This is a genomic window from Neisseria sp. HMSC31F04 (assembly GCF_001807735.1).
Classification (GTDB): domain Bacteria; phylum Pseudomonadota; class Gammaproteobacteria; order Burkholderiales; family Neisseriaceae; genus Neisseria; species Neisseria elongata.
Genome location: NZ_KV790816.1, coordinates 18,947 through 42,578, shown reverse-complemented (window position 1 = coordinate 42,578; position 23,632 = coordinate 18,947). Strand labels below are relative to the sequence as shown.

Annotated in this window: 25 protein-coding genes; 20 read left to right on the top strand and 5 right to left on the bottom strand. The window is 56.0% G+C overall.

What is annotated here, in order from left to right:
* The 4 genes from HMPREF3107_RS12370 to HMPREF3107_RS07895 all read left to right on the top strand — a co-directional run.
* The coding region (locus HMPREF3107_RS12370) for a hypothetical protein (protein ID WP_210391414.1) at positions 1-205 on the top strand (205 nt) is incomplete at its 5' end.
* A 14-nt stretch (positions 206-219) separates the two neighbouring features.
* Positions 220-540: a DUF485 domain-containing protein gene (locus HMPREF3107_RS07905; protein ID WP_070454812.1), complete on the top strand. Its 321-nt coding sequence runs from the start codon at positions 220-222 to the stop codon at positions 538-540.
* Positions 537-2,225, top strand: coding sequence for a cation acetate symporter (locus HMPREF3107_RS07900; RefSeq protein ID WP_070454811.1), 1,689 nt, complete (start codon positions 537-539; stop codon positions 2,223-2,225). The genes HMPREF3107_RS07905 and HMPREF3107_RS07900 overlap by 4 nt, the downstream gene beginning before the upstream one ends.
* A 214-nt stretch (positions 2,226-2,439) precedes the next feature.
* Positions 2,440-2,865, top strand: a complete 426-nt coding sequence (locus HMPREF3107_RS07895) for a hypothetical protein (RefSeq protein ID WP_070454810.1) — start codon at positions 2,440-2,442, stop codon at positions 2,863-2,865.
* 74 nt (positions 2,866-2,939) lie between these two features.
* On the opposite strand, the gene uvrC is transcribed toward HMPREF3107_RS07895, so the two are convergent.
* Positions 2,940-4,775, bottom strand: a complete 1,836-nt coding sequence (gene uvrC / locus HMPREF3107_RS07890; RefSeq protein WP_070454816.1) for an excinuclease ABC subunit UvrC — start codon at positions 4,773-4,775, stop codon at positions 2,940-2,942.
* Positions 4,776-4,917: 142 nt separating this feature from the next.
* Between uvrC and HMPREF3107_RS07885 the strand changes: the two genes are divergently transcribed.
* The 10 genes from HMPREF3107_RS07885 to nadE all read left to right on the top strand — a co-directional run bounded on the left by HMPREF3107_RS07885 (position 4,918) and on the right by nadE (position 11,369).
* A complete protein-coding gene (locus HMPREF3107_RS07885) occupies positions 4,918-5,628 on the top strand; it encodes an S-methyl-5'-thioinosine phosphorylase (protein ID WP_070454809.1) in 711 nt (236 codons plus the stop codon).
* Between the two features lie 87 nt (positions 5,629-5,715).
* Positions 5,716-6,573, top strand: coding sequence for a segregation and condensation protein A (locus HMPREF3107_RS07880; protein ID WP_070454808.1), 858 nt, complete (start codon positions 5,716-5,718; stop codon positions 6,571-6,573).
* Between the two features lie 20 nt (positions 6,574-6,593).
* Entirely contained in the window at positions 6,594-6,926 is a 333-nt protein-coding gene (locus HMPREF3107_RS07875) for a general secretion pathway protein GspG (RefSeq protein ID WP_070454807.1), read from the top strand.
* Between the two features lie 214 nt (positions 6,927-7,140).
* Complete coding sequence (locus tag HMPREF3107_RS07870) at positions 7,141-7,584, top strand: HvfX family Cu-binding RiPP maturation protein (RefSeq protein ID WP_003771689.1); 444 nt, start codon at positions 7,141-7,143, stop codon at positions 7,582-7,584.
* A 108-nt stretch (positions 7,585-7,692) separates the two neighbouring features.
* On the top strand, positions 7,693-8,010 hold the full coding sequence (locus tag HMPREF3107_RS07865; RefSeq protein ID WP_049250249.1) for an HvfA family oxazolone/thioamide-modified RiPP metallophore: 318 nt from the start codon (positions 7,693-7,695) through the stop codon (positions 8,008-8,010).
* Between the two features lie 116 nt (positions 8,011-8,126).
* Positions 8,127-8,987 (top strand): HvfB family MNIO-type RiPP peptide maturase, encoded by an 861-nt coding sequence (locus HMPREF3107_RS07860; RefSeq protein WP_070454806.1) that lies wholly within the window; start codon positions 8,127-8,129, stop codon positions 8,985-8,987.
* Positions 8,968-9,723, top strand: a complete 756-nt coding sequence (locus HMPREF3107_RS07855; RefSeq protein WP_083284651.1) for an HvfC/BufC family peptide modification chaperone — start codon at positions 8,968-8,970, stop codon at positions 9,721-9,723. The genes HMPREF3107_RS07860 and HMPREF3107_RS07855 overlap by 20 nt, the downstream gene beginning before the upstream one ends.
* Positions 9,720-10,310: a sigma-70 family RNA polymerase sigma factor gene (locus tag HMPREF3107_RS07850; protein ID WP_070454805.1), complete on the top strand. Its 591-nt coding sequence runs from the start codon at positions 9,720-9,722 to the stop codon at positions 10,308-10,310. The genes HMPREF3107_RS07855 and HMPREF3107_RS07850 overlap by 4 nt, the downstream gene beginning before the upstream one ends.
* A gap of 10 nt (positions 10,311-10,320) precedes the next feature.
* A complete protein-coding gene (locus tag HMPREF3107_RS07845) occupies positions 10,321-10,503 on the top strand; it encodes a zf-HC2 domain-containing protein (RefSeq protein WP_070454804.1) in 183 nt (60 codons plus the stop codon).
* 74 nt (positions 10,504-10,577) lie between these two features.
* Positions 10,578-11,369, top strand: a complete 792-nt coding sequence (gene nadE / locus HMPREF3107_RS07840; RefSeq protein ID WP_070454803.1) for an NAD(+) synthase — start codon at positions 10,578-10,580, stop codon at positions 11,367-11,369.
* 255 nt (positions 11,370-11,624) lie between these two features.
* Here the strand turns inward: nadE and HMPREF3107_RS07835 are convergent, their stop codons facing one another.
* Positions 11,625-12,245: a CNP1-like family protein gene (locus HMPREF3107_RS07835; RefSeq protein ID WP_070454802.1), complete on the bottom strand. Its 621-nt coding sequence runs from the start codon at positions 12,243-12,245 to the stop codon at positions 11,625-11,627.
* 136 nt (positions 12,246-12,381) lie between these two features.
* On the opposite strand from HMPREF3107_RS07835, the gene HMPREF3107_RS07830 reads away from it, so the two are divergent.
* Positions 12,382-12,606, top strand: coding sequence for a sulfurtransferase TusA family protein (locus tag HMPREF3107_RS07830; protein WP_070454814.1), 225 nt, complete (start codon positions 12,382-12,384; stop codon positions 12,604-12,606).
* A 76-nt stretch (positions 12,607-12,682) separates the two neighbouring features.
* Here HMPREF3107_RS07830 and HMPREF3107_RS07825 read toward each other — a convergent pair whose 3' ends face one another.
* Positions 12,683-13,501 carry a posphoenolpyruvate synthetase regulatory kinase/phosphorylase PpsR gene (locus HMPREF3107_RS07825; protein WP_070454801.1) on the bottom strand — a complete coding sequence of 273 codons (819 nt, stop codon included), beginning with the start codon at positions 13,499-13,501 and terminating at the stop codon, positions 12,683-12,685.
* 422 nt (positions 13,502-13,923) lie between these two features.
* Between HMPREF3107_RS07825 and ppsA the strand changes: the two genes are divergently transcribed.
* Positions 13,924-16,311, top strand: coding sequence for a phosphoenolpyruvate synthase (ppsA, locus tag HMPREF3107_RS07820; RefSeq protein ID WP_070454800.1), 2,388 nt, complete (start codon positions 13,924-13,926; stop codon positions 16,309-16,311).
* Positions 16,312-16,480: 169 nt separating this feature from the next.
* On the opposite strand, the gene HMPREF3107_RS07815 is transcribed toward ppsA, so the two are convergent.
* Positions 16,481-17,002 carry an RNA pyrophosphohydrolase gene (locus HMPREF3107_RS07815; protein ID WP_003771657.1) on the bottom strand — a complete coding sequence of 174 codons (522 nt, stop codon included), beginning with the start codon at positions 17,000-17,002 and terminating at the stop codon, positions 16,481-16,483.
* A 318-nt stretch (positions 17,003-17,320) separates the two neighbouring features.
* Here HMPREF3107_RS07815 and HMPREF3107_RS07810 point away from each other — a divergent pair, with 318 nt between their 5' ends.
* The 4 genes from HMPREF3107_RS07810 to radA all read left to right on the top strand — a co-directional run bounded on the left by HMPREF3107_RS07810 (position 17,321) and on the right by radA (position 21,415).
* Positions 17,321-18,460, top strand: a complete 1,140-nt coding sequence (locus tag HMPREF3107_RS07810; protein ID WP_070454799.1) for a polyamine ABC transporter substrate-binding protein — start codon at positions 17,321-17,323, stop codon at positions 18,458-18,460.
* Between the two features lie 91 nt (positions 18,461-18,551).
* The gene (locus HMPREF3107_RS07805; RefSeq protein ID WP_070454798.1) at positions 18,552-19,274 is read left to right on the top strand and encodes an SDR family oxidoreductase; all 723 of its coding nucleotides are present in this window, start codon (positions 18,552-18,554) and stop codon (positions 19,272-19,274) included.
* 120 nt (positions 19,275-19,394) lie between these two features.
* Positions 19,395-19,949 (top strand): hypothetical protein, encoded by a 555-nt coding sequence (locus HMPREF3107_RS07800; RefSeq protein WP_070454797.1) that lies wholly within the window; start codon positions 19,395-19,397, stop codon positions 19,947-19,949.
* Positions 19,950-20,029: 80 nt separating this feature from the next.
* Complete coding sequence (gene radA, locus HMPREF3107_RS07795; RefSeq protein WP_070454796.1) at positions 20,030-21,415, top strand: DNA repair protein RadA; 1,386 nt, start codon at positions 20,030-20,032, stop codon at positions 21,413-21,415.
* Positions 21,416-21,561: 146 nt separating this feature from the next.
* Here radA and HMPREF3107_RS07790 read toward each other — a convergent pair whose 3' ends face one another.
* The gene (locus HMPREF3107_RS07790; RefSeq protein WP_070454795.1) at positions 21,562-23,619 is read right to left on the bottom strand and encodes a J domain-containing protein; all 2,058 of its coding nucleotides are present in this window, start codon (positions 23,617-23,619) and stop codon (positions 21,562-21,564) included.
* Positions 23,620-23,632: the final 13 nt, after the last annotated feature.

Below are 23,632 nucleotides of genomic sequence, written 5' to 3'. Positions count from 1 at the left end.
GATTTTGGGGAATTTTGCAAAGGTCTCGGCCTCTATTCTTTGCCGGAATACCTGCTTTGATAAGGCGGCACGAAGCGGCGGGCACACGCCGGACACGCCGGCCATCAGGCAGACTGATGATGTTCATCCGAAAATAAAATTAGCCAAAATGTCTGCAGGGATTTTAAATCGCGCCATGCCGGTTTGCCGGCTGAACACAAAGTAAGAGGAGATTGAAAAATGGATAAGCAGACAACTTCCAAAGTACTGTCGCATCCCAAGTTCCAAACCATGGCCAAACAGAAATCGATTTTGGGCTGGACGTTTTCCGCCGTGATGTTTGTGGTCTATACGCTGTTTGTCGCCTATCTCGGCATCGATCCACAGGCGTTTGCCACGCCCGTGTCCGAGGGCGGGATAACGACTTGGGGGATTTATATCGGCCTGGCCGTGATTATATTTGCGGTGGCGATTACCGGCATTTATGTTTATGTTGCCAACGGCCGTTTTGAAGAAACCACCCGCGAAGTGGTGCGCGAAGTAACGGAGGGGAAAAAATGAAAAAGATGAATAAATTTTATTTTGCCTTTGCAGCCTGCTTGGCCGCCAACGCAGCATGGGCGGCAGACGCTATTTCCGGCGAGGTGCAACAGCGTCCGCTGAATGTTCCTGCGGTGGTGATGTTTTTTATTTTCGTCGGCGCCACGCTGTTTATCACCAAGTGGGCGGCAAAGAAAAACAAATCGTCCAAGGATTTTTACACGGCGGGCGGCGGAATTTCGGGGTTTCAAAACGGTTTGGCGATTGCGGGCGACTTTATGTCAGCAGCGTCTTTCCTCGGTATTTCCGCCATGGTGTTCACGCGCGGGTATGACGGTTTGATTTATTCCACCGGCTTTTTGGTCGGTTGGCCGCTGGTGTTGTTCTTGGTGGCCGAACGGCTGCGGAATTTAGGCAAGTTTACCTTTTCCGACGTGGTGGCCTACCGTTTGCAGCAAACGCCGGTCCGCCTCTTAGCCGCTTCCGGTTCGATTCTGGTGGTGATGCTGTACCTGATTGCGCAGATTGTCGGCGCGGGTAAGCTGATTCAGTTGTTGTTCGGCATGAATTATCTGTCGGCCGTGGTTATTGTCGGCGTTTTGATGGTGGCGTATGTGTTGTTCGGCGGAATGTTGGCAACTACGTGGGTGCAGATGATCAAAGCGGTGCTGCTGTTGTCGGGTGCGAGTTTTATGGCTTTCGTGATTTTGAAGGTATCGGGCTTCAGTATGGAGCAGATGTTTGCCAAAGCGGTGTCCATTCATGAAAAAGGCAGCAAAATTCTGGAGCCTGGCGGTTTGGTGAAAGACCCGATTGATGCGTTGTCGCTCGGATTGGCTTTAATGTTCGGTACGGCCGGCCTGCCGCACATCCTGATGAGGTTCTTCACCGTGCCGGACGCGAAGGAAGCGCGTAAATCGGTGTTTGTCGCCACGGGCTTTATCGGCTACTTCTACATCCTGACTTTTATTATCGGTTTCGGCGCCATTATTTTTGTAACCAAGGACAATCCGAATTTCTTCGCGGAAATGGTGAAAGACGGCAAAACCGTTTATGAGATGATAGGCGGCAGCAATATGGCGGCGGTGCATTTGTCCGAAGCTTTGGGCGGCAATATGTTCTTAGGCTTTATTTCGGCGGTGGCATTCGCAACCATTTTGGCCGTGGTGGCGGGTTTGACTCTGTCGGGTGCTTCAGCGGTAAGCCATGACATCTATGCGTCAGTCATCCGCAAAGGAAAGGCCACTTCCCATGAGGAAATGCGGGTTTCACGCACTACCGTGCTGATTTTGGGTGTTTTGTCGATTGTTTTCGGCTTGATTTTTGAAAATCAAAACGTTGCCTTCATGGTTGGCTTGGCTTTTGCCGTGGCGGCTTCGGCCAATTTCCCGATTTTGGCACTGTCGATGTTTTGGAAAGGATTGACCACACGCGGTGCGGTTGTCGGCGGTTATACCGGCCTGCTGCTGTCGCTGGTGATGATTATTTTGGGGCCGAGTGTGTGGGTTAGCGTGTTTCATTTCGAATCGCCCGTCTTCCCCTACGGTTCACCCGCCATTTTCAGCATCCCCGCTGCCTTTATTGCGGCTTGGCTGGCTTCAATAACCGACAAATCTGCCCGTGCCGAAGAAGACAAGGCCGGTTATGAAGAGCAGTATGTCCGTTCGATGACCGGTATCGGGGCGGAAAAGGCTTCCGACCATTGATGATGTTGTGTGAAGGCCGTCTGAAAACCGAGGTTTCGGGTTTTCAGACGGCCTCTTCCTTTGTTAAATCTCAGATTGATTCGAACTCAGAATGACGGGACGGGAGGATTGGCCGGTTTGTTTGATGGGCAGGATTAGGTAGATTAGAATGCAACCGTGTTCTTCACAATCCGTTGCTTCGTTATCAATTACTTAGGAATCCAGGTGCAATCATATGAATGTCGTTAAGAGTTTATTGGTTTCAGTTTTATTCTTGAGCTCGGGTTTGCTTGCTGCTCAAAGTCATCATTCCCAATGGAAAAAAGTTTATGAAAAGGATTTAACGGATTTTGAATTGAGTCCGGAGGGAAGCGGGTTGGTATTGTTTGCCAAATCTCAAGGACGTTGCAGGATGGATGTTGATTTTTATGGGGAAACGGGACAGGATAAATACCAGTATGAATTTACCCGCGACCGTTTGACGGCAGGTTTGCATCGGGAGTACCGCTATACCGCTGCATCGTTGTCGGAAGTAACTAAAGATAAAATAAAATTGGTGCGGAATGAGAAGCTGAATCCTGCTTCAGGCGCGGTAGAGAAAGAATTTCGGGATATTTATCAATACGTTCCTAATAAGGTTTTAAAAAAATATTGTTTTTGATATGGCATGGCAAATAAAGCAAGAGGTCGTCTGAAAACTTTTCAGACGACCTCTTGCTTTATTCATCCCATCGTTTAATGCAGATGCTCGTAAATGGTTTCCGCCAATGCCTTGCTGATGCCTTCGACCTGTTCTAAATCTTCTTTGCTGGCGGCAACGACGCCGCGCAGGCCGCCGAAGCGGGTGAGCAGGGCTTGGCGGCGTTTGCTGCCTACGCCGGGGATGTCGCTGAGGGAGGAGGTAACGCGGGCTTTGTCGCGTTTTTTGCGGTGGCCGGTGATGGCGAAACGGTGGGATTCGTCGCGCACGGTTTGCAGGAGGTGCAGGGCGGGGCTGTTGGGCGGCAGGCGGAAGGTTTCGCCGGTGAACGGGAGGATGAGTTCTTCCATGCCGGCCTTGCGTTCGGGGCCTTTGGCGATGCCGACCAAGGGGATGTGCAGCCCGAGTTCTTCCCATACGGACACGGCGATGCCGATTTGTCCTTTGCCGCCGTCAATCAATACGACATCCGGCCATTTGACGGCCTCGCCGTTGGCTTCGGCCTCCTGCATTTTGCCGTAGCGGCGGGTGAGGACTTCGCGCATGGCGGCGTAGTCGTCGCCGGGTTTGGCGGTGGTGATGTTGTAGCGGCGGTATTGCGAGGGTTGGATGTTTTGTTCGTCGTACACGACGCAGGAGGCGATGGTGGCTTCACCTTGGGTGTGGCTGATATCGAAGCATTCGAGGCGGTTGAGGTCGTCTGAATTCATGTTCAGGATTTTTGCCAACTCGTCGATGCGGTGTTGCTGGCTGCTTTGTTGCAGGCGGCGTTGGGCAATCGCCATTTGTGCGTTTTGTTCCGCCATTTTCAGCCAGACTTTGCGTTCGCCTATGGTTTTGGTTACGAACTGCATTTGTTTGCCGTGTTCGCCCTCCAAGGCTTCTTTCAATGCGTCGGGGACGTGGAAGTTGCTGATGATGATGTCGGGTTTGTTTTTGCCCAGATAGTGTTGGGCAACGAAGGCTTCGGCGTATTCTTGCCCGTTTGGTTCGGGGTCGTTTTTGGTGTCGGGGAAGAAGCTTTTGTCGCCGACGTGCCGCCCGCCGCGGATGCTGACCCAGTGTACGCAGACGAGGCCGTCTGAAACGGCGAGCGCAAGCAGGTCGATGTCGTTGGGGTTGTTCGGGTTTTTGCTGTCGATGAACTGGTTGCTCTGCATGATGCCGAGCGCTTGGATTTGGTCGCGGTAGCGGGCGGCTTCTTCAAATTGCAGGTTGGCGGCGGCGGTCTGCATTTTGTGTTGCAGGGTGCGGGTCAGTTCGTCGGTTTTGCCGTTGAGGAAAGTGGCGGCTTGGCGCACGCTGTCGCGGTAGTCTTCTTCGCTGATGTGTCCGACGCAGGGCGCGGTGCAGCGTTTGATTTGGTAAAGCAGACAAGGGCGGTCTCGGTGTTCGAACACGCTGTCTTCGCAGGTACGCAGCATGAAGACTTTTTGCAGGACTTGGATACTGTCGCGCACGGCGTTGCTGTTGGGATAGGGGCCGAAGTATTGGTTGGGCTTTTTCAGCGTGCCGCGGTAATACGCCATCTGCGGATATTGATGTCCGCTGAGCATGAGGTAAGGATAGCTTTTGTCGTCGCGGAAGAGGATATTGTATTTGGGCGACAGGGCTTTGATGAAGTTGTTTTCGAGAATCAGAGCTTCGGCTTCGGAGCGGGTGATGGTGGTTTCGATATGATGAACCTGTTTCACCATCAATGCGATGCGCGGGGAATGGTCGTTTTTTTGGAAATAGCCGGACACGCGCCGCTTGAGGTTGACGGCTTTGCCGACGTATAAAACGTTGCCGCCTTCGTCGAAAAAACGGTACACGCCGGGCAGGTTGGGCAGGTTTTTGAGGAAAAGTGGGATGTCGAAGTCCGTGGTCATGGGGCGGGTAGTGTTGGTATAGTTTTTCAGACGGCCTAAATTATAGCAGGCCGTCTGAAAAGGAAACCGACGGCAGATGAAAACAAACAGTTCGGACAGCCTGCTATAATGCCGCCCTTTTACCTGCCGGAGCAAGAAAGACATGTTTGCCGTTATCGGAGGCAGCGGCCTGACCCGCATTCCCGAACTCGAAATCACCGGACGCAGAATCGTCCGCACGCCATACGGCCTGCCCAGCGCGCCGCTGCTCACCGGCAGGAGCGGCGGCCGCGAGCTGGTGTTTTTGGCGCGGCACGGCCTGAACCACACGCTCGCGCCGCACGAAATTAACTACCGCGCCAATATTTGGGCGTTAAAGTCGTTGGAAGTCGTCGGAATTATCGCGGTATCGGCGGTTACATCGTTAAATAGCGATTGGCGGTCGGGCTCGCTGGTTTTGCCCGACGATTTGATTGATTACACCAGTGCCCGTTCCGCTACCTTCTTTGAAAACGACAACTGCGGCGTGGTGCATACCGATTTTACCGAACCTTACGATGCGGCTTTGCGCCAAACCCTGCTCGAACACGCCGCTGCGCGCGAGACCGTGCTGCTGCCGCAGGCGGTATACGGCTGCCTGCAGGGGCCGCGCACGCCGACCCGCGCCGAAATGCGGCGTTTGCGGCGGGACGGCGTAGACATATTCGGCATGACCGGCATGCCCGAAGCGGTATTGGCGCGCGAAGTCGGCCTGCCTTATGCCCACCTGTGCGGCATCGTCGCCCATGCCGACGACGGTGCGGCGGCGGACGAACGCAGCCGGAAATCCTATGATGCCATCGAACAAATCCGCCGCCTGCTGGTGGATTGGTAAACGGGAGCCGGAAATGGAAGGATACCCTTTGTCGTCCGCAAAGGCCGTTTCAGCGGGGCGGAATACATCGTTTCAAGCTATTAAACCATGAATCACGCCACGTCTTTTTCCACTCCGCCCACACAGAATGCACAGGCCATCGCCTGGGTGTTCGGCCGGCCCGTAACCGACCTGCCGCAGGATTTGTTTATCCCGCCGGACGCGCTGAAAGTCGTCTTGGGCAGTTTTCAAGGGCCGTTGGACTTGCTGCTCTACCTCATCCGTAAGCAGAATATCGACGTGCTGGATATCCCGATGATTAAAATCACCGAGCAATACCTGCACTACATCGCCCAAATCGAGGCGCAGCAATTTGATTTGGCGGCGGAATACCTGCTGATGGCGGCGGTGCTGATTGAAATCAAATCGCGGCTGCTGCTGCCGCGCACCGCCGAAACGGAAGACGGGGAAGAGGCCGACCCGCGTGCGGAACTGGTGCGCCGCCTTCTGGCCTACGAACAAATGAAACTGGCGGCGCAGGGCTTGGACGCGCTGCCGCGTGCCGGACGGGATTTCGCCTGGGCGTACCTGCCGCTGGAAATCGCCGCCGAAGTCCGCCTGCCCGAAGTCGTCCTATCCGACCTGACGCAGGCCTGGCTGGCCATCCTTTCCAGGGCCAAACACAACAAAAGCCATGAGGTTATACAGGAGGCCGTGTCCGTCCGCGCGCAAATGAGCGGTATCCTGCGCCGCCTGCAAACCGCGCCCTGCCGTTTTTCCGAACTGTTCCGCCCGTCGCAAGGCCCGGCCTATGTGGTCGTTACCTTTATCGCGCTTTTGGAATTGGCGAAAGAAGGGCTGGTCAGAATCGTTCAGCCGGAGAATTACGCCGAAATCGAAATCAGCCTGAACGACACGCCGAACGAAGAAACCGCGCCTGATGCCGCAGCGGCACAGGCGGAATAAACCGACAAGGAAACCCGAAAATGGATACACTGCCGTTTCAAAACGAAATTGCCGCCCGGATGCTGGTCAATACCGAAGGCGAAACCATACATCCCGACGCCCGCTTTTTTCAGACGGCCAACGGCTATTGGGCGGCCTGGTACGAAGGCACGGCGGCAGTTCTGCCGCCGGATGCCGCCCCCGGGGAACCCTGTTTTTGGGTGGAAGGCGCGCACGACATCAACGAACTGGCGGCCATGCTGGAAAACGGCGAATTCGACGATATGGAAACCTTCGACGGCGAAGAGGAAGAATGGCATGAGGCAGGGCATACCTGCGGTTGCGGCTGCGCGCACGGGCATGAAGCCGATTGAGTGGGCCGGCAGGCCGTTTTCAGATGGCCTGCAAGCAGGAACCGCCCGTCTGCCGTGAAACGGCAGCGAAGGAAATGACTTGCCGATTTTATTTAAATTTATTTCATTTCCATTCATCGGTTTATAGAAAAAACTAAAATTTTTCCCCTTTATTTGTAAGAAACGGCCGCCTTCGCCGTCTAAGCGTGCATCAAGACATCGGAGGAAGTTTTTTATGGATAAAACGCTCGGCCTTTGCCGTTCGACGGAAGATTGCGGCAAAGGCATTTCAATGTTGGCATTGAGGCTGTTTGCCGCCTACGAATTCGGCGAGGCAGGCTTGGCCAAATGGCGCGGCGAAAACTGGTTTGCCGATATACGGGACGCGTTTCCGTTTCCCTTCGACCTGCTGCCGGCGGGTTTGAGCTGGAATCTGGCGATGGGGGCGGAATTGGTCGTGCCCGTTTTGCTGGTGTTGGGTTTGCTGACGCGCCTGGGTGCGCTGGCATTGATGATACTGACCGCCGTGGCCTGGTACGCGGTGCACGCGGGCAACGGCTACAATGTGTGCGACAACGGCTATAAAATGGCCTTTATTTACCTGCTGCTGCTCTTGCCCCTGCTGTTGCAGGGCGCGGGAAAGTATTCGCTGGACTACCTGCTTTTCCGCAAAAAATAGCTTTCAGGCCGTCTGAAAGGCGGAAATTTTGCTTTCAGACGGCCTTTTACAGCCTGCCGGACTGTTTCCGGCATATTCATTCGTTTTTTAACACTCAGGAGTAAAGATATGAAAACCACTTCTTCTTTGGCCGCCCTGGCCGGTGCATTGGCTTTGATGGGCACCCAGGCTGCCGCCGCTGCCGACCAAAACGCAAAACCCGCACAAACCGTTCCGGCCAAAGCGGCAGCGAAAAAAGCCGCTGAAGGCGCATGCGGCGAAGGCAAATGCGGCGCGGCCAAACCCGCCGCAAAAGGCAAAGCGGCCGAAGCCAAATGCGGTGCCGCCAAAAGCAAAGCGGCCGAAGGCAAATGCGCAGCCGCCAAAAAAGCCGCCCCTAAAGCGGCCGAAGGCGCATGCGGCGAAGGCAAATGCGGCAGCCACTAATCCGGCCGCATAAATAAACCGAGGCCGTCTGAAAAGGCACAATCCGTTTTGACAACGTTAAAACGCGCTTTCAGACGGCCTTCCTTACAGGAACATCCGATTTCGAAAGGAACGATATGGCAACCACACTTCAAGGCGCGGGCTTGGGCTACAAACGCGCGATGGCGGAGGATTTCCTGCACCTCGATCCCGCAGGCAGCCCCATCCGCTTTATCGAAGTCGCACCGGAAAACTGGATGCGGATGGGCGGCGCGGCGCGCAGGCAGTTCGACCAAGTGGCGGAACGCTTTCCCGTCGCCTGCCACGGCTTGTCGCTTTCCTTGGGCGGACAAGACCCGCTGCGGGTGGATTTCCTGAAACAAATTAAAGAGTTCATTGCCCGCTACCGCATCGGCTTTTTTTCTGAGCACCTGAGCTATTGCGGCGACAACGGTTTTGTATACGACCTTTTGCCGCTGCCGTTTACCTGGGAAACCGTGCGCCACACCGCCGCGCGTATCCGCCGTGTGCAGGAAATATTGGAAATGCGGATTGCGGTGGAAAACACCTCCTATTACGCCCACAGCCCGCTGGCTGAAATGAGCGAAGTGGAATTCCTCAACGCCGTCGCACGGGAAGCCGACTGCGACATCCACCTCGACGTGAACAACATCTACGTCAATGCCTTCAACCACAACTTGTTGGCCGCGCACGACTTCATCGACCAAGTGGACGCGGGGCGCGTTACCTATATGCACATGGCCGGGCACGACCGGGAAGGGGACGACCTGCTGATCGACACCCACGGGCAGGCCGTTTGCGGCGACGTATGGGAACTCTTCGCCTACACCTGCCGCCGCCTGCCGCACAGCGTGCCGACCCTGCTCGAACGCGACAACAACCTGCCGCCGTTTGCCGAACTCGAAGCAGAAGTGGCGCGCATCGCACGAATCCAACAACAAACGGAGCAGGAGCGTCATGAAAACCATGCAGCCTGACAACGGAAGCGGCCGCAGCGCGGCCTTTCAGACGGCCTTGGCCGACTATGCGCGCGGCGCAGCGCAAGCCCCCGAAGGCGTGGACATCGGACGGCTCGGCGTCTACCGCCGCCTGTTGCTGAACAACCTAAACAGTTTCATCGACTTATGCTTCAGTGCTTCCGGCGGTTTCGCCGAAACCGGCCTGTGGCAGGAATTGCAACGGCGTTTCCTGCTCGAAGCCCGCCCGCAGTCGCCGTTTTTCAACGACATCCCCAAACAGTTTCTCGACTACGTCCGCAGCAGGCCGGAAAACGAAAGGCCGTCTGAAAACATCCTGCACATGATGGCTTTCGAAACCGACCTCCTGCACGCCGAAACCGTCATCCAGCCCGAAGCCGCCCCGCAATGGGACGAAAACACCGAATTGCGCTGGGCCGAAGGCGCGCGGCTGAAACACTATCCCTGCGACTTCGTCTCTTCCGGCCTCGAACGCATAGACGATGCGGCCGCCGACGTACTCACCTGGCGCGACAACGCGGGCAAAGTATATTACACCGCCCTCGACGGAGCCGACCTATTGCTGCTGAACCACTTTCAAGAAGCGAGCGCGGACACGCTGTCGGGCATCTCGGCGCAACTGGCCGCGCTTTCAGACGGCCTCGACGCTTCAGACTGGCTGGAAGAGGCCGTCCGAAGCTGGGTGGAAGCAGGCGTGCTGCTGCCCGCGCCTGCCGGGCGGAATCGGGATTTATGACCACACCCGAACAAGACACCTACGGCCGCCTGCTTGCCGCCCTGCGCCCCGGCCTCCTGCGTTTCGCCCGCATCCAACTGCGCGACCCGGCGCAGGCGGAAGACATCGTGCAGGAAACCCTTGCCGCCGCCTGGGGCAAGCTCGGCCAATTCCGCGAAGAAGCCGATTTGAAAACCTGGGTAACGGCTATTCTCAAAAACAAAATCGCCGACCATTTCCGCAGTGGCAGGCGCACCGCCGTCAGCCTCGACAGCCTGCGCGAAGAAAACGAAGCCGCTGACCAAGCCTGGCACACCTGCTTCGATGCCGGCGGCCACTGGCTCGAAACCGCCGCCCCCGCCGCCTGGCGGCCGCCGGAAGACTATGCCGAACAGCAGGATTTTTTCCGCACGCTGGAAAACTGCCTCGGCGGCCTGCCGGAGGACACCGCCCGCATCTTCTACTTGCGCGAAATCATGGGCATGGAAGTAGAGGAAATCTGCGGCCGCTTCGGCATCGGGCGGGACAACTGCTACGTCATCCTGCACCGGGCCCGCAACAGCCTGCGCCGCTGTCTGCAACTGCGCTGGTTCGACATCGGCGCGTAAGGAGGAAAACATGTTCAAATGCCGCGAAGCCTGCAAACTGCTGTCCGAAGCGCAAGACAGGAAACTGACTCTGCGCGAACGCGTCCTGCTTAACTTCCACCTGGCCGTCTGCTCGCCCTGCCGCCGCTACCGCAAACAGCTTGCCTTTCTGCGTGAAAACCTGAAAAAATGGCTGTCCGACAAATATTCCTAAATCCCGCTCATCCGTTTTCAGACGGCCTCTGCATCGAAAAGGCCGTCTGAAACAAACATCCGAAAGAGAAAATCATGCAAACACAAGCCGTTATCGAACACATCGTCCGCTGGCTGCACGACTATGCTGGCCAGGCGCGCGTTAAAGGCTTTATCGTCGGCATTTCCGGCGGCATCGATTCCGCCGTCGTTTCCGCATTGGCCGCCCGAACAGGCCTCGACGTGCTGCTGTTGGAAATGCCCATCCGCCAGCAGGCCGAACAAATCGACCGCGCGCAGCAGCACATTGCCGATTTGCAAAGCCGTTTTGCCAACGTCCGCAGTCTGCGCGTCGACCTCACCCCCGCCTTCAACTGCTTTGCCGACACGGTGGAGGTCAGCGAGGCAGAGTACCCGGCCAAGCAGCTCGCGCTGGCCAACAGCCGCGCCCGCCTGCGTATGCTGACCCTGTATTACTACGGCCAAATCAACGGCCTTCTGGTTACGGGGACGGGCAATAAAATCGAAGATTTCGGCGTGGGTTTCTTCACCAAATACGGCGACGGCGGCGTGGACATCAGTCCGATTGCCGACCTGACCAAAACACAGGTTTACCGTTTGGCCGAAAGTCTGGACATTATCGAAGCGATACGGAAAGCCGTCCCTACCGACGGCCTGTGGGACACCGAGCGCACCGACGAACAGCAGATGGGCGCGAGTTATCCCGAATTGGAATGGGCGATGGACATTCCCGCCGACAAGCAGCCCGAGGATTTCGAAGGGCGGCAGCGCGAAGTGCTGGCGATTTACCGCCGTCTGAACCGTGCCGCGCAGCACAAAATCCAACCGATTCCGGTCTGCAACGTGCCGAAGGAGTGGTTGGCATAAGGCATGGCGGCAGTGAAACGGATTGTCCTGAAAGACGGGGCCGTTATCCGCTATATAGTGGGCTATATAGTGGATTAAAATTGCAATGATACGGCGTTGCCAACGCCCTTATGTACTACCCGTACACGGCGGGCGTTGCCGCCTTGTCTCATTTTTATTTTAATCCGCTATACATGCTTTGAGGCCGTCTGAAAAACAGTTTTCAGACGGCCTCGATGTTTGTCGGTTTTGTTTGCTTAAAAAAACGGACGGTTTTTATTTTTTGGCTTCACGGTCGCTTCGGCGGCCGTCGGCTTCATATTTGCCGCCGCGTATGTTCAGCCGTTCCAGCAGTGCGCCGTCTCCGGACGGTATGCCGTCCACGCACCAGACATCGTGGAGTACGGCGCGCACGGCGGCATTGCTGGTGGCTGCGCCGCCCAATTCCTGCCATTGCGGATTGCGTGCCTTGATCCAGCGTTTGTTTACGGGGTCGCCGTAGGCATAAATTTTATAAGAGTGTTTTTTGCCTTGCCGGCTGGAGAACGAGCCGGGCGCGCAATACAGTGCCTCGCTGCTGATGTTGTCAATGCCTTTTCCCGAACGGAGGTTGAGGACGTAACGTACGGTGCCGTCTTCGGCCGCATGGATGCTGTCGGGGGAAATCAGGAGGTGTTTGTCGAAAGTGGGGGAAACGTAGAGTTCGAACCATTTTGTGCCTTCGGCAGGGAAGGGGGCCAGGGCTTCTTCCGCTTCGGTGAAGGTGCGGCGTTTGATGTCGGCCTCGGTTTCCACATAGCGGGAGCTGTTTTCGTTGTCTTTCAGGCTGAATCTCTCCGCTTGGACGAAAGGGGCGGCAAGCAGGAGGGCGAATAGGGCGGCGTATTTTCTCGGCATGTCATTTCCTTGTGTGGGAGGTTGTGCGGCGGATTCTAGCACCAACGGCGGGTCGGCAGACAAGTTTTGCCGTACCGTGGGGCGGTATGCCGATGAAAGGCGTATAATCCGCCGCTTTTGATTTGAGGCGATGAAAATGAGCGAACATTATCTCGATGTAACCGGGCTGAAATGCCCGCTGCCGATTTTGAGGGCGAAAAAGGCTTTGGCCGCTCTGGCCTGCGGCGACGTTTTGACGGTGGATGCCACGGATGCGGGCGCGCCGGACGATTTTGCCGCGTTCTGCCGCCAAACCGGCCATGTGCTGCTGGCTTCGGAGAGGCGGGAAGGTGTGTTCAGGCTGGTTCTCCGGCATAAATAGGCTGCGGCGGATAAAGGTTCAGGCCGTCTGAAAACCGGGACAACGGTGTTTCAGACGGCCTGAACCATGTGCGCGTTTAGAAACGCCGTTTCAGCCCGCAGGCCTGCATGATGCTGGCGGCGAGTTCTTCCACCGATTTGTGCGTGGTGTTGGTGAACGGGATGTCGAAGCGGCGGAACATGGCCTGCGCGTCGGCTACTTCCTGTTTGCAGGTGGAGATGCTGGCGTAGTTCGAATTCGGGCGGCGTTCTTCGCGGATGTCGGCCAGGCGTTCGGGCTTGATGGTGAGGCCGTAGATTTTATTGCGGTACTGTTTCACCATCGGCGGCAGGTCGGGTTTGTCGAGGTCGTCGGGCGTGAGCGGGTAGTTGGCGGCGCGGATACCGTATTGCAGGGCGAGATACAGGCAGGTCGGGGTTTTGCCGCTGCGCGATACGCCCATCAGGATTACGTCGGCATCTTTCAGGTCTTTGTCGCTGACGCCGTCGTCATGGTTGAGGGTGAAGTTTACCGCTTCCATGCGGGCATCGTAGCGGGCGGTGTCCGAGATGCCGTGATTGCGTCCGACTTCGTGGCGGGCCTTGGTGCCCAGTTCTTTTTCCAATATGCCGAGAAAGGCATCGAAAAAACTCAGGTGCAGGCCCGGGCTGTTGCGGATGATGTCGCGGATTTCTTCGTTGATGATGCTGGAGAAAACCAAAGGCCGCATGGCGGTCTGATTGGCGGCGGTTTCAATGATTTTTACCATCGCACGGGCTTTGTCCGGCGTATCGACGAAGGGGTAGGTGGAGCGTTTGAATTTCACTTCCTGAAATTGGTCGAGCAAGGCTTCGCCCATGCTCTCGGAAGTCAGGCCGGTGCGGTCGGAAATAAAAAAGGCGTGTCTGCGCGACATAATGATGCGGCTCTCTTTCGCTGTCTGGTTTGGAAAACAGGCGCGGATGATAGCAAGATGCCGTCTGAAATTGAAGTGCGGGACGGATGTTACATGGTGCTACATGAAATTTTTGTCAAATATAATTTAGCTATTAAATTTCTTTTTATTTTTTTATCGGCATAAAATTTCTTTGTTGTGCGTAAAATTTGCTTGATTAGGGTTTTGCAATATCATTTAACTATAAGATTTGGTGGTGTTTATATCGGTTTTACATTTGTCGGGCGGATTTTGTTTCACTCGACTACAATGAGGCGGAGCGCAATTTTCAGACGGCCGAAACACACGGGCCGTCTGAAAAAAGCATGACACGAAGGCACAGGCTGGTTACAATGCCGCGCTGAATCCTTTACCTTTCCCAACCTTTATTTTGGACGACACAAATGGCTGAAAATTATGTTATCTGGTTTGAAAATCTGCGTATGACCGATGTGGAGCGCGTTGGCGGAAAAAACGCTTCCCTCGGCGAGATGATTAGCCAACTGACAGAAAAAGGCGTGCGCGTGCCGGGCGGTTTCGCCACAACGGCGGAAGCCTACCGCGCATTCTTGGCGCATAACGGCCTGAGCGAACGTATTTCCGCCGCACTGGCCGCGCTGGATGTGGACGACGTGAACGAATTGGCGCGCGTCGGCAAAGAAATCCGCCAGTGGATTTTGGAAACGCCGTTTCCGGAAGAGCTGGACCGCGCGGTTGAAGAAGCCTGGAACAAAATGACGGCCGATGCGGGCACCGACGCGATTTCCGTTGCCGTGCGCTCATCCGCCACCGCCGAAGACCTGCCGGATGCCTCTTTTGCCGGACAGCAGGAAACCTTCCTGAATATCAACGGGCTGGACAACGTCAAAGAAGCCATGAAGCATGTTTTTGCCTCGCTTTACAATGACCGCGCCATTTCCTACCGCGTCCACAAAGGTTTCGCGCACGATATCGTGGCCTTGTCGGCAGGCGTGCAGCGCATGGTGCGCTCCGACAGCGGCGCTTCGGGCGTAATGTTTACGCTGGATACCGAAAGCGGCTTCGATCAAGTCGTCTTCGTGACCTCGTCCTACGGTTTGGGCGAAATGGTGGTTCAAGGCGCGGTAAACCCCGACGAATTCTATGTCCACAAACCGACTTTGCGTGCCGGCCGTCCCGCCGTGCTGCGTAAAACCATGGGTTCGAAACTGATTAAAATGGTGTTTACCGAACAGGCTCAGGCAGGCAAGTCCGTGCAGGTGGTGGACGTTCCGGCCGAGCAGCGCAAACAGTTTTCCATCAGTAACGAAGAAATTACCGAGTTGGCACAATATGCGCTGATTATCGAAGAACACTACGGCCGCCCGATGGACATCGAATGGGGCCGCGACGGCGTGGACGGTAAAATCTATATCTTGCAGGCACGTCCCGAAACCGTTAAATCCCAAGAAGAAAGCGGCCGCAGCCTGCGCCGGTACACGATTTCCGGCGAGAAAAAAGTATTGGCCGAAGGCCGGGCCATCGGTCAGAAGGTCGGTCAAGGCAAAGTGCGCCTGGTGAAAGACGCTTCCGAGATGGACAGCGTGAAAGAAGGCGATGTATTGGTTACGGACATGACCGACCCCGATTGGGAGCCGGTGATGAAACGTGCGGCGGCCATCGTTACCAACCGTGGCGGACGTACCTGCCACGCGGCGATTATCGCGCGCGAATTGGGTATTCCGGCCGTCGTCGGCTGCGGCAACGCCTCTTCCGTCCTGCAGGAAGGCCGGGAAGTAACGGTTTCTTGTGCCGAAGGCGACACCGGCTTTATTTACGACGGTTTGCTGAATGTGGAAGTCAGCGACATCGCTTTGGACAACATGCCCGCATCGCCGGTGAAAATCATGATGAATGTGGGCAATCCCGAGTTGGCATTCTCGTTCTCCGGCCTGCCCAGCGAAGGAATCGGCTTGGCGCGCATGGAATTTATCATCAACCGCCAAATCGGCATCCATCCGAAAGCATTGCTCGAGTTCGAACGTCAAGACGAAGACATCCGTGAGGAAATCGAAGACCGTATTGCCGGTTATGCCTCTCCGGTCGATTTCTATGTGGATAAAATTGCCGAGGGCGTGTCCACGCTGGCCGCTTCCGTATTCCCGCGCAAGGTCATCGTGCGGATGTCCGACTTCAAATCCAACGAGTACATGGGCTTGATTGGTGGCAGCCGTTACGAACCGCACGAAGAAAACCCAATGTTGGGCTTCCGCGGTGCGGCGCGTTATGTTTCCGAAGACTTTGCCGAATGTTTCGCCTTGGAATGCCGTGCCTTGAAACGCGTCCGCGACGACATGGGGCTGACCAACGTCGAAATCATGATTCCGTTCGTCCGCACCTTGTCTGAAGCGGAAGCCGTGGTTAAGGCATTGAAAGCCAACGGCTTGGAGCGCGGTAAAAACGGCCTGCGCCTGATTATGATGTGCGAAGTGCCGAGCAACGCGCTTTTGGCCGAGCAATTCCTGCAGTATTTCGACGGCTTCTCTATCGGCTCAAACGATATGACCCAGCTGACTTTGGGTGTGGACCGCGACAGCGGCGGTTCGATTGCTTCCTCTTTCGACGAACGCAATCCTGCGGTTAAAGTTATGCTGCATCTGGCCATTTCCGCCTGCCGCAAGCACAACAAATATGTCGGCATCTGCGGGCAAGGCCCGTCAGACCATCCCGATTTTGCCAAATGGCTAGTGGAAGAGGGCATCGATACCGTTTCGTTGAACCCCGATACCGTGATTGAAACTTGGCTGTATCTGGCCAAAGAAGTGAAGAGATAAGCGGATTGTCGTGAAAAACCCTGCATATCGGAACGGTATGCGGGGTTTTCGGTTTTATCGTCCGGCCGTTAGTGAAGAAAGCGGCGGGCAAAGGGAAGGCCGTCTGAAAATACGGCAGGGGATTTTCTCCCGCAGTGTTTTCAGACGGCCTGATGTATTGGAAAACCGATTATCGTGCGTTTTCCAATTTTTTGCGTTCAAACACTTCGCGCGGTTCCAAATTCTTTAAGAAACGCGCCAGTTCGGACAACGCGCCCTCGTAAACGCCGCGTTTGAATTCGATAACCTCGTCTATCGGTGCCCAGTAATCGTGCCAACGCCAACCGTCGAATTCGGGGTGGCTGGTGGCACGCAGGTGTACATCGCTTTCGCGGCCGACCAGTTTCAGCAGATACCAAATCTGTTTCTGCCCGCGGTAAGAGCCGCGCCATTCGCGCCGTACCCAGTTGTTCGGCACGTCATAACGCAGCCAGTCGCGCGTGCGCCCGATGATTTTCACATGGTGCGGCAGCAGGCCGACTTCTTCCATCAATTCGCGGTACATGGCCGTTTCCGGGCTTTCGCCCGGCTTGATGCCGCCCTGCGGGAACTGCCACGAATGCTCGCGCACCCGCTTGCCCCAGAAGACACGGTTTTGACCGTTGATGAGGATGATACCGACATTAGGGCGATAGCCTTCCCTGTCCAACATGATTCCGCCCTCGTACAAATTTCAAATCGGGCGATTTTCCCATATTACAGGCCGTCTGAAAAGCAAGCGGCGGCGTATCGATAACGTAACAGGCCGTTAAAAAATGTCGGCAAAACCCCGAAAGCCGCTTGCATCGTACGGGCTTTTGCCGTTTAATGCGCGACAACACCGTTAAGAGAGAGAAGGACATTCAGGATCGCGGCGGGGTGCGCCGGAAACCGTGAAAATACGGCAGGCGGAATCATTTTTCCCAGCGGAACCTCAGCCGGCTGCAATTGGGCCGGAAGATGCGGTTGCGCACACTCCAAGGACACACCCATGAAAAAAACACTACCGGCATTCGTGCTGAGCACCCTGCTGCTTGCAGCCTGCGGCGGTTCCGACCAAGCATCCGACGGCGCGGATACCGCCGCAGACAAACAGCCTGCCGCCACAAAAAAACTCAATATTTTCAACTGGTCGGATTACGTCGATCCTGACACTGTTTCCGCATTTGAAGCGGCCGAAGGCGTTAAGATACGCTACGATTTCTACGACAGCAACGAAGCCTTGGAAGCCAAGTTGCTGACTGGCAATTCAGGCTACGACCTGGTTGCCCCCTCCATCTCCAACATCGGCCGCCAAATCAAGGCTGGTGCCTATCGGGAAATCGATAAGAGCAAAATCCCGAATTACAGCAACATCGATCCCGAACTGCTCAAACAGATGGAACAGGTCGATCCCGGCAACAAATACGCCGTACCGTATTTCTGGGGCATCAACACCCTGGCGATTAACGAAGCCAAAGTGAAAGCCGCTTTGGGCGATAAATGGCCGGAAAACGAATGGGATTTGGTTTTCAACCCCGAATACACCGCCAAATTGAAACACTGCGGCATCAGCTTCTTCGACAGCCCGACCGAGCAATATCCGCTGGCCTTGAAATATCTGGGCAAAAACCCCAACAGCGAAGAAGCGGCCGACATTGAAGCCGCCACCGATTTGATGAGGAAAGTTCGCGGCGACATCAAACGCTTTACCTCTTCGGGTTACATCGACGACATGGCATCGGGCAACCTGTGCGTCGCCATCGGCTACGGCGGCGATTTGAACATTGCCAAAACCCGTGCCGAAGAAGCGGGCAACGGCGTGAAACTGCGCGTGCTCACCCCGAAAACCGGCGTCGGACTTTGGGTGGATTCCTTCATGATTCCGCGTGATTCTGCCAACGTCCTCAACGCCCACAAATACATCAACTACACCCTTCAGGCCGACGTGGCGGCGAAAAACGGCAATTTCGTCACCTACGCACCGGCGAGCAAACCGGCACGCGAACTGATGCAGCCGAAATATGCCGCCGACCCGTCGGTCTTCCCCGACGACGAAGTCCGGGCCAACAGCTTCGTCGTCCTGCCCAAATCGCGGGAAACCGTCAAACTGCAAACCAAACTGTGGCAGGAATTGAAAGCAGGGCAGTAGCAAAGGCAACAGACCAAAGAGGCCGTCTGAAAAACCTTTTTCAGACGGCCTCGACAGCCTATCAACCTTCAATAAAACGGGAGTAACAGCCATGGCAGGAAAATTAAGCGGCAGAACCATCTTGGTAACCGGAGCCTCGCAAGGCATAGGTGCGGAAGTGGCGAAACACTGCGCGGCCGAAGGCGCGACCGTCGTCCTGGTGGCGCGCCGCCAGAAACGCATGGAAAAAGTGTACGACGAAATCGTTGCCGCCGGTTCGCCCGAACCTTTTGCCGTTTGTTTCGACCTCCTCACGGCAGAAGAAAACGAATTCGCCCAACTGGCCGCCACCATAGGCGAAGCCACGGGCGGACGGCTGGACGGCATCGTACACTGCGCGAGCTGCTTCACCGCCTTGTCCCCGCTCGAATTCCAAACCGTCGGCGACTGGGTGAAACAATACCGCATCAACACCGTCGGCCCGATGGGGCTGACCCGCGCCTTCACCCCGCTGCTGAAACAGTCCGACGACGCATCCGTCCTCTTCGTCAGCGAAAGCCACAGCGAAAAAGCGCAGGCCTACTGGGGCGGGTTCGGCGCATCGAAAGCGGCAGTGAACTACCTCGCCCTCAGCATTGCCGACGAATGGGAACGCTTCGACAACCTGCGTGCCAACATTTTGATTCCCGGCGCGGTAAACTCGCCGCAGCGGGAAAAAACCCACCCCGGCGAATCGAAAAGCGAACGGCGCGAACCGGCCGACATCATGCCCGCCTTCATTTATTGGCTGGGCAGCGAAAGCAAAGGCAGAAACGGCGAAACGGTTTATTTGTAGCCCGTTAGCGGAAAAAAGCCGTCTGAAAACGCTTAACCGTTTTTCAGACGGCCTCACATTGAAATAAGCATCCCCATACGGCTTTGCCGTTTTGATTGAATTTAGCCGGAAGAAAACAGCATGAAGATTTTAAAAAGTATTTTGCCCGCCTTAATGGTTTCGTCAAGCCTGATATTCCTCAGCCCGCCCGTTTCCGCCGCACCCAAGCAGAAACCCGCCGCCGGGCAGGCTGACAGGATGCGCATTGCCGACAAAGTCGGACAAAATGATTTGTACGGATTTTGGGGCAATGCGGCAGAAAATGAAGAAGGTTCGCTGATTAACGCGACGACCATGCATCCCGACGGGACGGGTGTGGACACAATGATTCTGACGGTCAAGACCGAGGGCAAGCCCGTTATCATCAAACAGCAATTCACTTGGACATTCGACGAAGAGCGGCAGGTGTTGCGGCAGACCGTTACCGATTATCGGGTTGTGAAAAACGGCAAAGAACAGCGGGACAGGCAAGAAATCGGCAAGAAAAGTACGATCAAAGTCAGGATGCTTGTGGTCGATAACAAGCCGAGTATGCTGGAACTGACCGATGAGGCAAGCGGCAATCGGATGAGTTATTTCAGGAAAGATGTAGAAAAATTCCTCAACACACTGGAAAATGCGGCACAAAAACAATAAGCGCAAACAGGCCGTCTGAAAACGCCGAACCGGTTTTTCAGACGGCCTCCCAACATCATCACGACAGCGGAAACCGACACATGGCAAAAGCCCCAAAAACCATCTACCAATGCACCGAATGCGGTGGCACCTCCCCGAAATGGCAGGGCAAATGCCCGCATTGTGGCGAGTGGAACACGCTTCAGGAAAGCCTTGCCGCGCCCGAACCGAAAAACGCCCGCTTCCAATCTTGGGCGGCGGACACCTCGACCGTCCAATCCCTCTCCGCCGTTACCGCCACCGAAGTGCCGCGCAACCCGACCGGCATGGGCGAACTCGACCGCGTATTGGGCGGTGGCCTGGTTGATGGTGCGGTCATCCTGCTCGGCGGCGACCCCGGCATCGGCAAATCCACGCTGTTATTGCAAACCATCGCCAAAATGGCACAAAGCCGCAAAGTGCTGTACGTTTCCGGCGAAGAATCCGCCCAACAAGTCGCCCTACGCGCGCAACGTTTGGAACTGCCCACCGAAGGCGTGAACCTGCTTGCCGAAATCCGCATGGAAGCGATTCAGACGGCCTTGAAACAGCATCAGCCCGAAGTCGTCGTCATCGACTCCATCCAAACCATGTATTCCGACCAAATCACTTCCGCTCCAGGTTCCGTGTCGCAGGTGCGCGAATGCGCCGCCCAACTGACGCGGATGGCGAAACAGATGGGCATCGCCATGATACTGGTCGGACACGTTACCAAAGACGGCGCGATTGCCGGCCCGCGCGTATTGGAGCATATGGTCGATACCGTGCTGTATTTCGAGGGCGACCAACATTCCAACTACCGCATGATCCGCGCCATCAAAAACCGCTTCGGCGCGGCAAACGAACTGGGCGTGTTCGCCATGACCGAAAACGGTTTGAAAGGCGTGTCCAACCCGTCCGCCATCTTCCTCGCCAGCTACCGCGACGACACCCCGGGTTCGTGCGTTTTAGTCACACAGGAAGGCAGCCGCCCGCTTCTGGTCGAAATTCAGGCATTGGTCGATGACGCACACGGCTTCACCCCCAAACGCCTCACCGTCGGCCTCGAACAAAACCGCCTCGCCATGCTGCTCGCCGTCCTCAACCGCCACGGCGGCATCGCCTGTTTCGACCAAGACGTGTTCCTTAACGCCGTCGGCGGCGTCAAAATCGGCGAACCTGCCGCCGACCTCGCCGTCATCCTCGCCATGCTCTCCAGCTTCCGCAACCGCCCGCTGCCCGAAAAAATGGTCGCCTTCGGCGAAATCGGTTTGAGCGGCGAAGTCCGCCCCGTCGCGCGCGGACAAGAACGGCTCAAAGAAGCGGAAAAACTCGGCTTCAAACGCGCCATCGTCCCCAAAGCCAATATGCCGCGCAACGAAAAAGAGTTTCCGAATCTAAAAATCTTCGGCGTTTCCAGCCTTCAGGAAGCCATCGAAATCTGCCGCGATGCGGAAAACTCGACATAGGTTTCGATAGGGCATCAAAAGGCCGTCTGAAAAGCTTCGGACTTCCTTGAAGTCGGGCTTTCAGACGGCCTTTTGATTTCTGCCGATGTCTGCTGAAGGGTTGGCCTGCTTGGGCGGCAGACAAATGTCCGGGCAGATACGGCGGACTAAGTTTGGCCGTCGGCGGCAGGGTAACGCCGCATCAGTTTCAGCAGCCCGCGCATGGAGTAGCGGCGCAGCCAGGCTGCCAGCATCATGGCAGGATAGAACAACAGGAAGCCGTAAGGATAGAGACTGTCGGGAATGAGCAGCATCAAAAGCAGGCCGATAGCGGCAACTTCCAGCACCGTGCCCAAATGGCCGTTTTGCACCGTGCGGGCAACGTGGGCGGGCAACAGCAGCGGCCAGACGGCAGCGGCATACAGGATGCAGAACGGCTGTTGCAGGCGGGAGGCCTGCCCGTTCAATAAGAGGTTGATCGGGCGTTCGACGGCGGCGAGCCAGTTTGGTTTGTGCTCAAGCAGGTAGAGGGCGGCGTTGAACCACAGCAGGATGGCGCAATAAGAGGCGATGCGGAATTCTTCGGACACCGACTCCAGATCGTTTAATAACGACCAAGCGAAGGCGATGAAGCCGGTCATAGACAAGGAGACGACAACCCACGCCATTTTGTAACGGGAAAGGTAATAAGTCCATGAAACAAGTGGTATCAAAGTGAGGATAAGGAATGTCGGCTCCGGGGTGTTGCGTAAGGGGAAAATTTGAATGGCAATCGTGACGGCGGGCATGGCAAACAGGTAGATTAGCGCAGTAATAGGGTGGTATTTGAATGTTTGCCAACGGGGTGCGGCGATATTCCATAACCAACTATGCAGGAGGGCGATTATGCCGGCAACTACAGAAGTTTCAATGACGGTAACCGGCAAATCGGAAAATGCTTGGTTTTCGACGGTAAACAACAGGGTGGTGAACAGCAGCAGTCCGAGGATGACTATCCACGCCCCGTAGCCGGTTTTCCCCCCTTGCAATAGGTCGTAGAGTGAAAAATGGGAGAAGGCAAGGGCTTCGCGCTGCTCTTGTGTGGTTTCGGACGATAAGTTCGGCCAGGATAAAACGGCGGCCAAGCCGGCAAGCTGTTGCCTGAAAAAGCCGGGCCGTCTGCCGAGGAAGCGGTCGAAAGCGCGGGTGTAGGGGATGGGGTCGGGTTCGGCACTAAAACGGGTTTCGTCGTCGGAGCGGGCAAGCAGGCGGGAGAGGACTGCGTTTTCGCGAAAGTTCTGCAGCCGCATCATTTCGACGGGTGTGAGAATCCGGCCGTGCTTGTCTTCGTGCCAGCCGAAATAATCCGACCATTCTAGCCACAGTGGCCGGTCGTAAATGTCGTGCCGGCGCAGGAAGGCGGCGCACATATACGATGCTTCTTCGCTGCCGCCCAAAGGCATTTGGTCGAGCATGGTAAAAATTTGTTCGCGGTGTTTCAGCAGGCTGTCGCAGCCGCCCTGTTCAAACCATTCTTCCAGCCGGGTTTCGAGCTCTTCGGGCAATATTGCGGCATAGGGGCCGTCTGAAAAACCTTCGGCCGTATCGGCCGCGCTTTCGTGGGGCCAGCCGAAAGTGTCCGACCATTCCGACCACAAGAGGGGGTGGGTGATGTCGTGTTTGTGCAGGAAGTCGAGGCAGTAGCGCGACATTTGCTCCTCCTCGTCCCAAGACATTCCGTCCAGTGAGGCGCGGAATTCGCCGAGCCTGTGAAGCAACCCTTCGCTGCCCGCTTCGTTGAACCATTGCTCCAGTTTGGATAACAAGTATTCGGGGCTGCGTATGTCGTGGCCGTCTGAAAAGACTTTATCTGTATCGGAAGCGACGGATGTGCCGTCAAACGGGCTTTCAGACGGCCTCTCGACGGTTTTTTCTTCGCCGTTGCCGTTTTCCCAAGCAGGGGGAATGGCGGATGTGCCGTCTGAACAGCCGGTTTGCCCTGTTTCGGGTTGTCCGTCATTTTCAGACGGCCATATATCGCCGTCGGCATCTTCGTCTTCATCCCCGTCTGCATCGATATAGATATGGGGGGCGACGGCGAGGGCGTAGTCGAAGGCTTCGCGCAGTTGTTGGTAGGCTGCCGCGTCATCGTCGGGGCGGGTGGTTTTCAGTTGTTTGGCGTAGGCGCGTTTGATGGCGCGTTCGTTATTGGTGGGTTCTATGCCCAGTATTTGCCAACAGTCCATATTGCTTTACTTT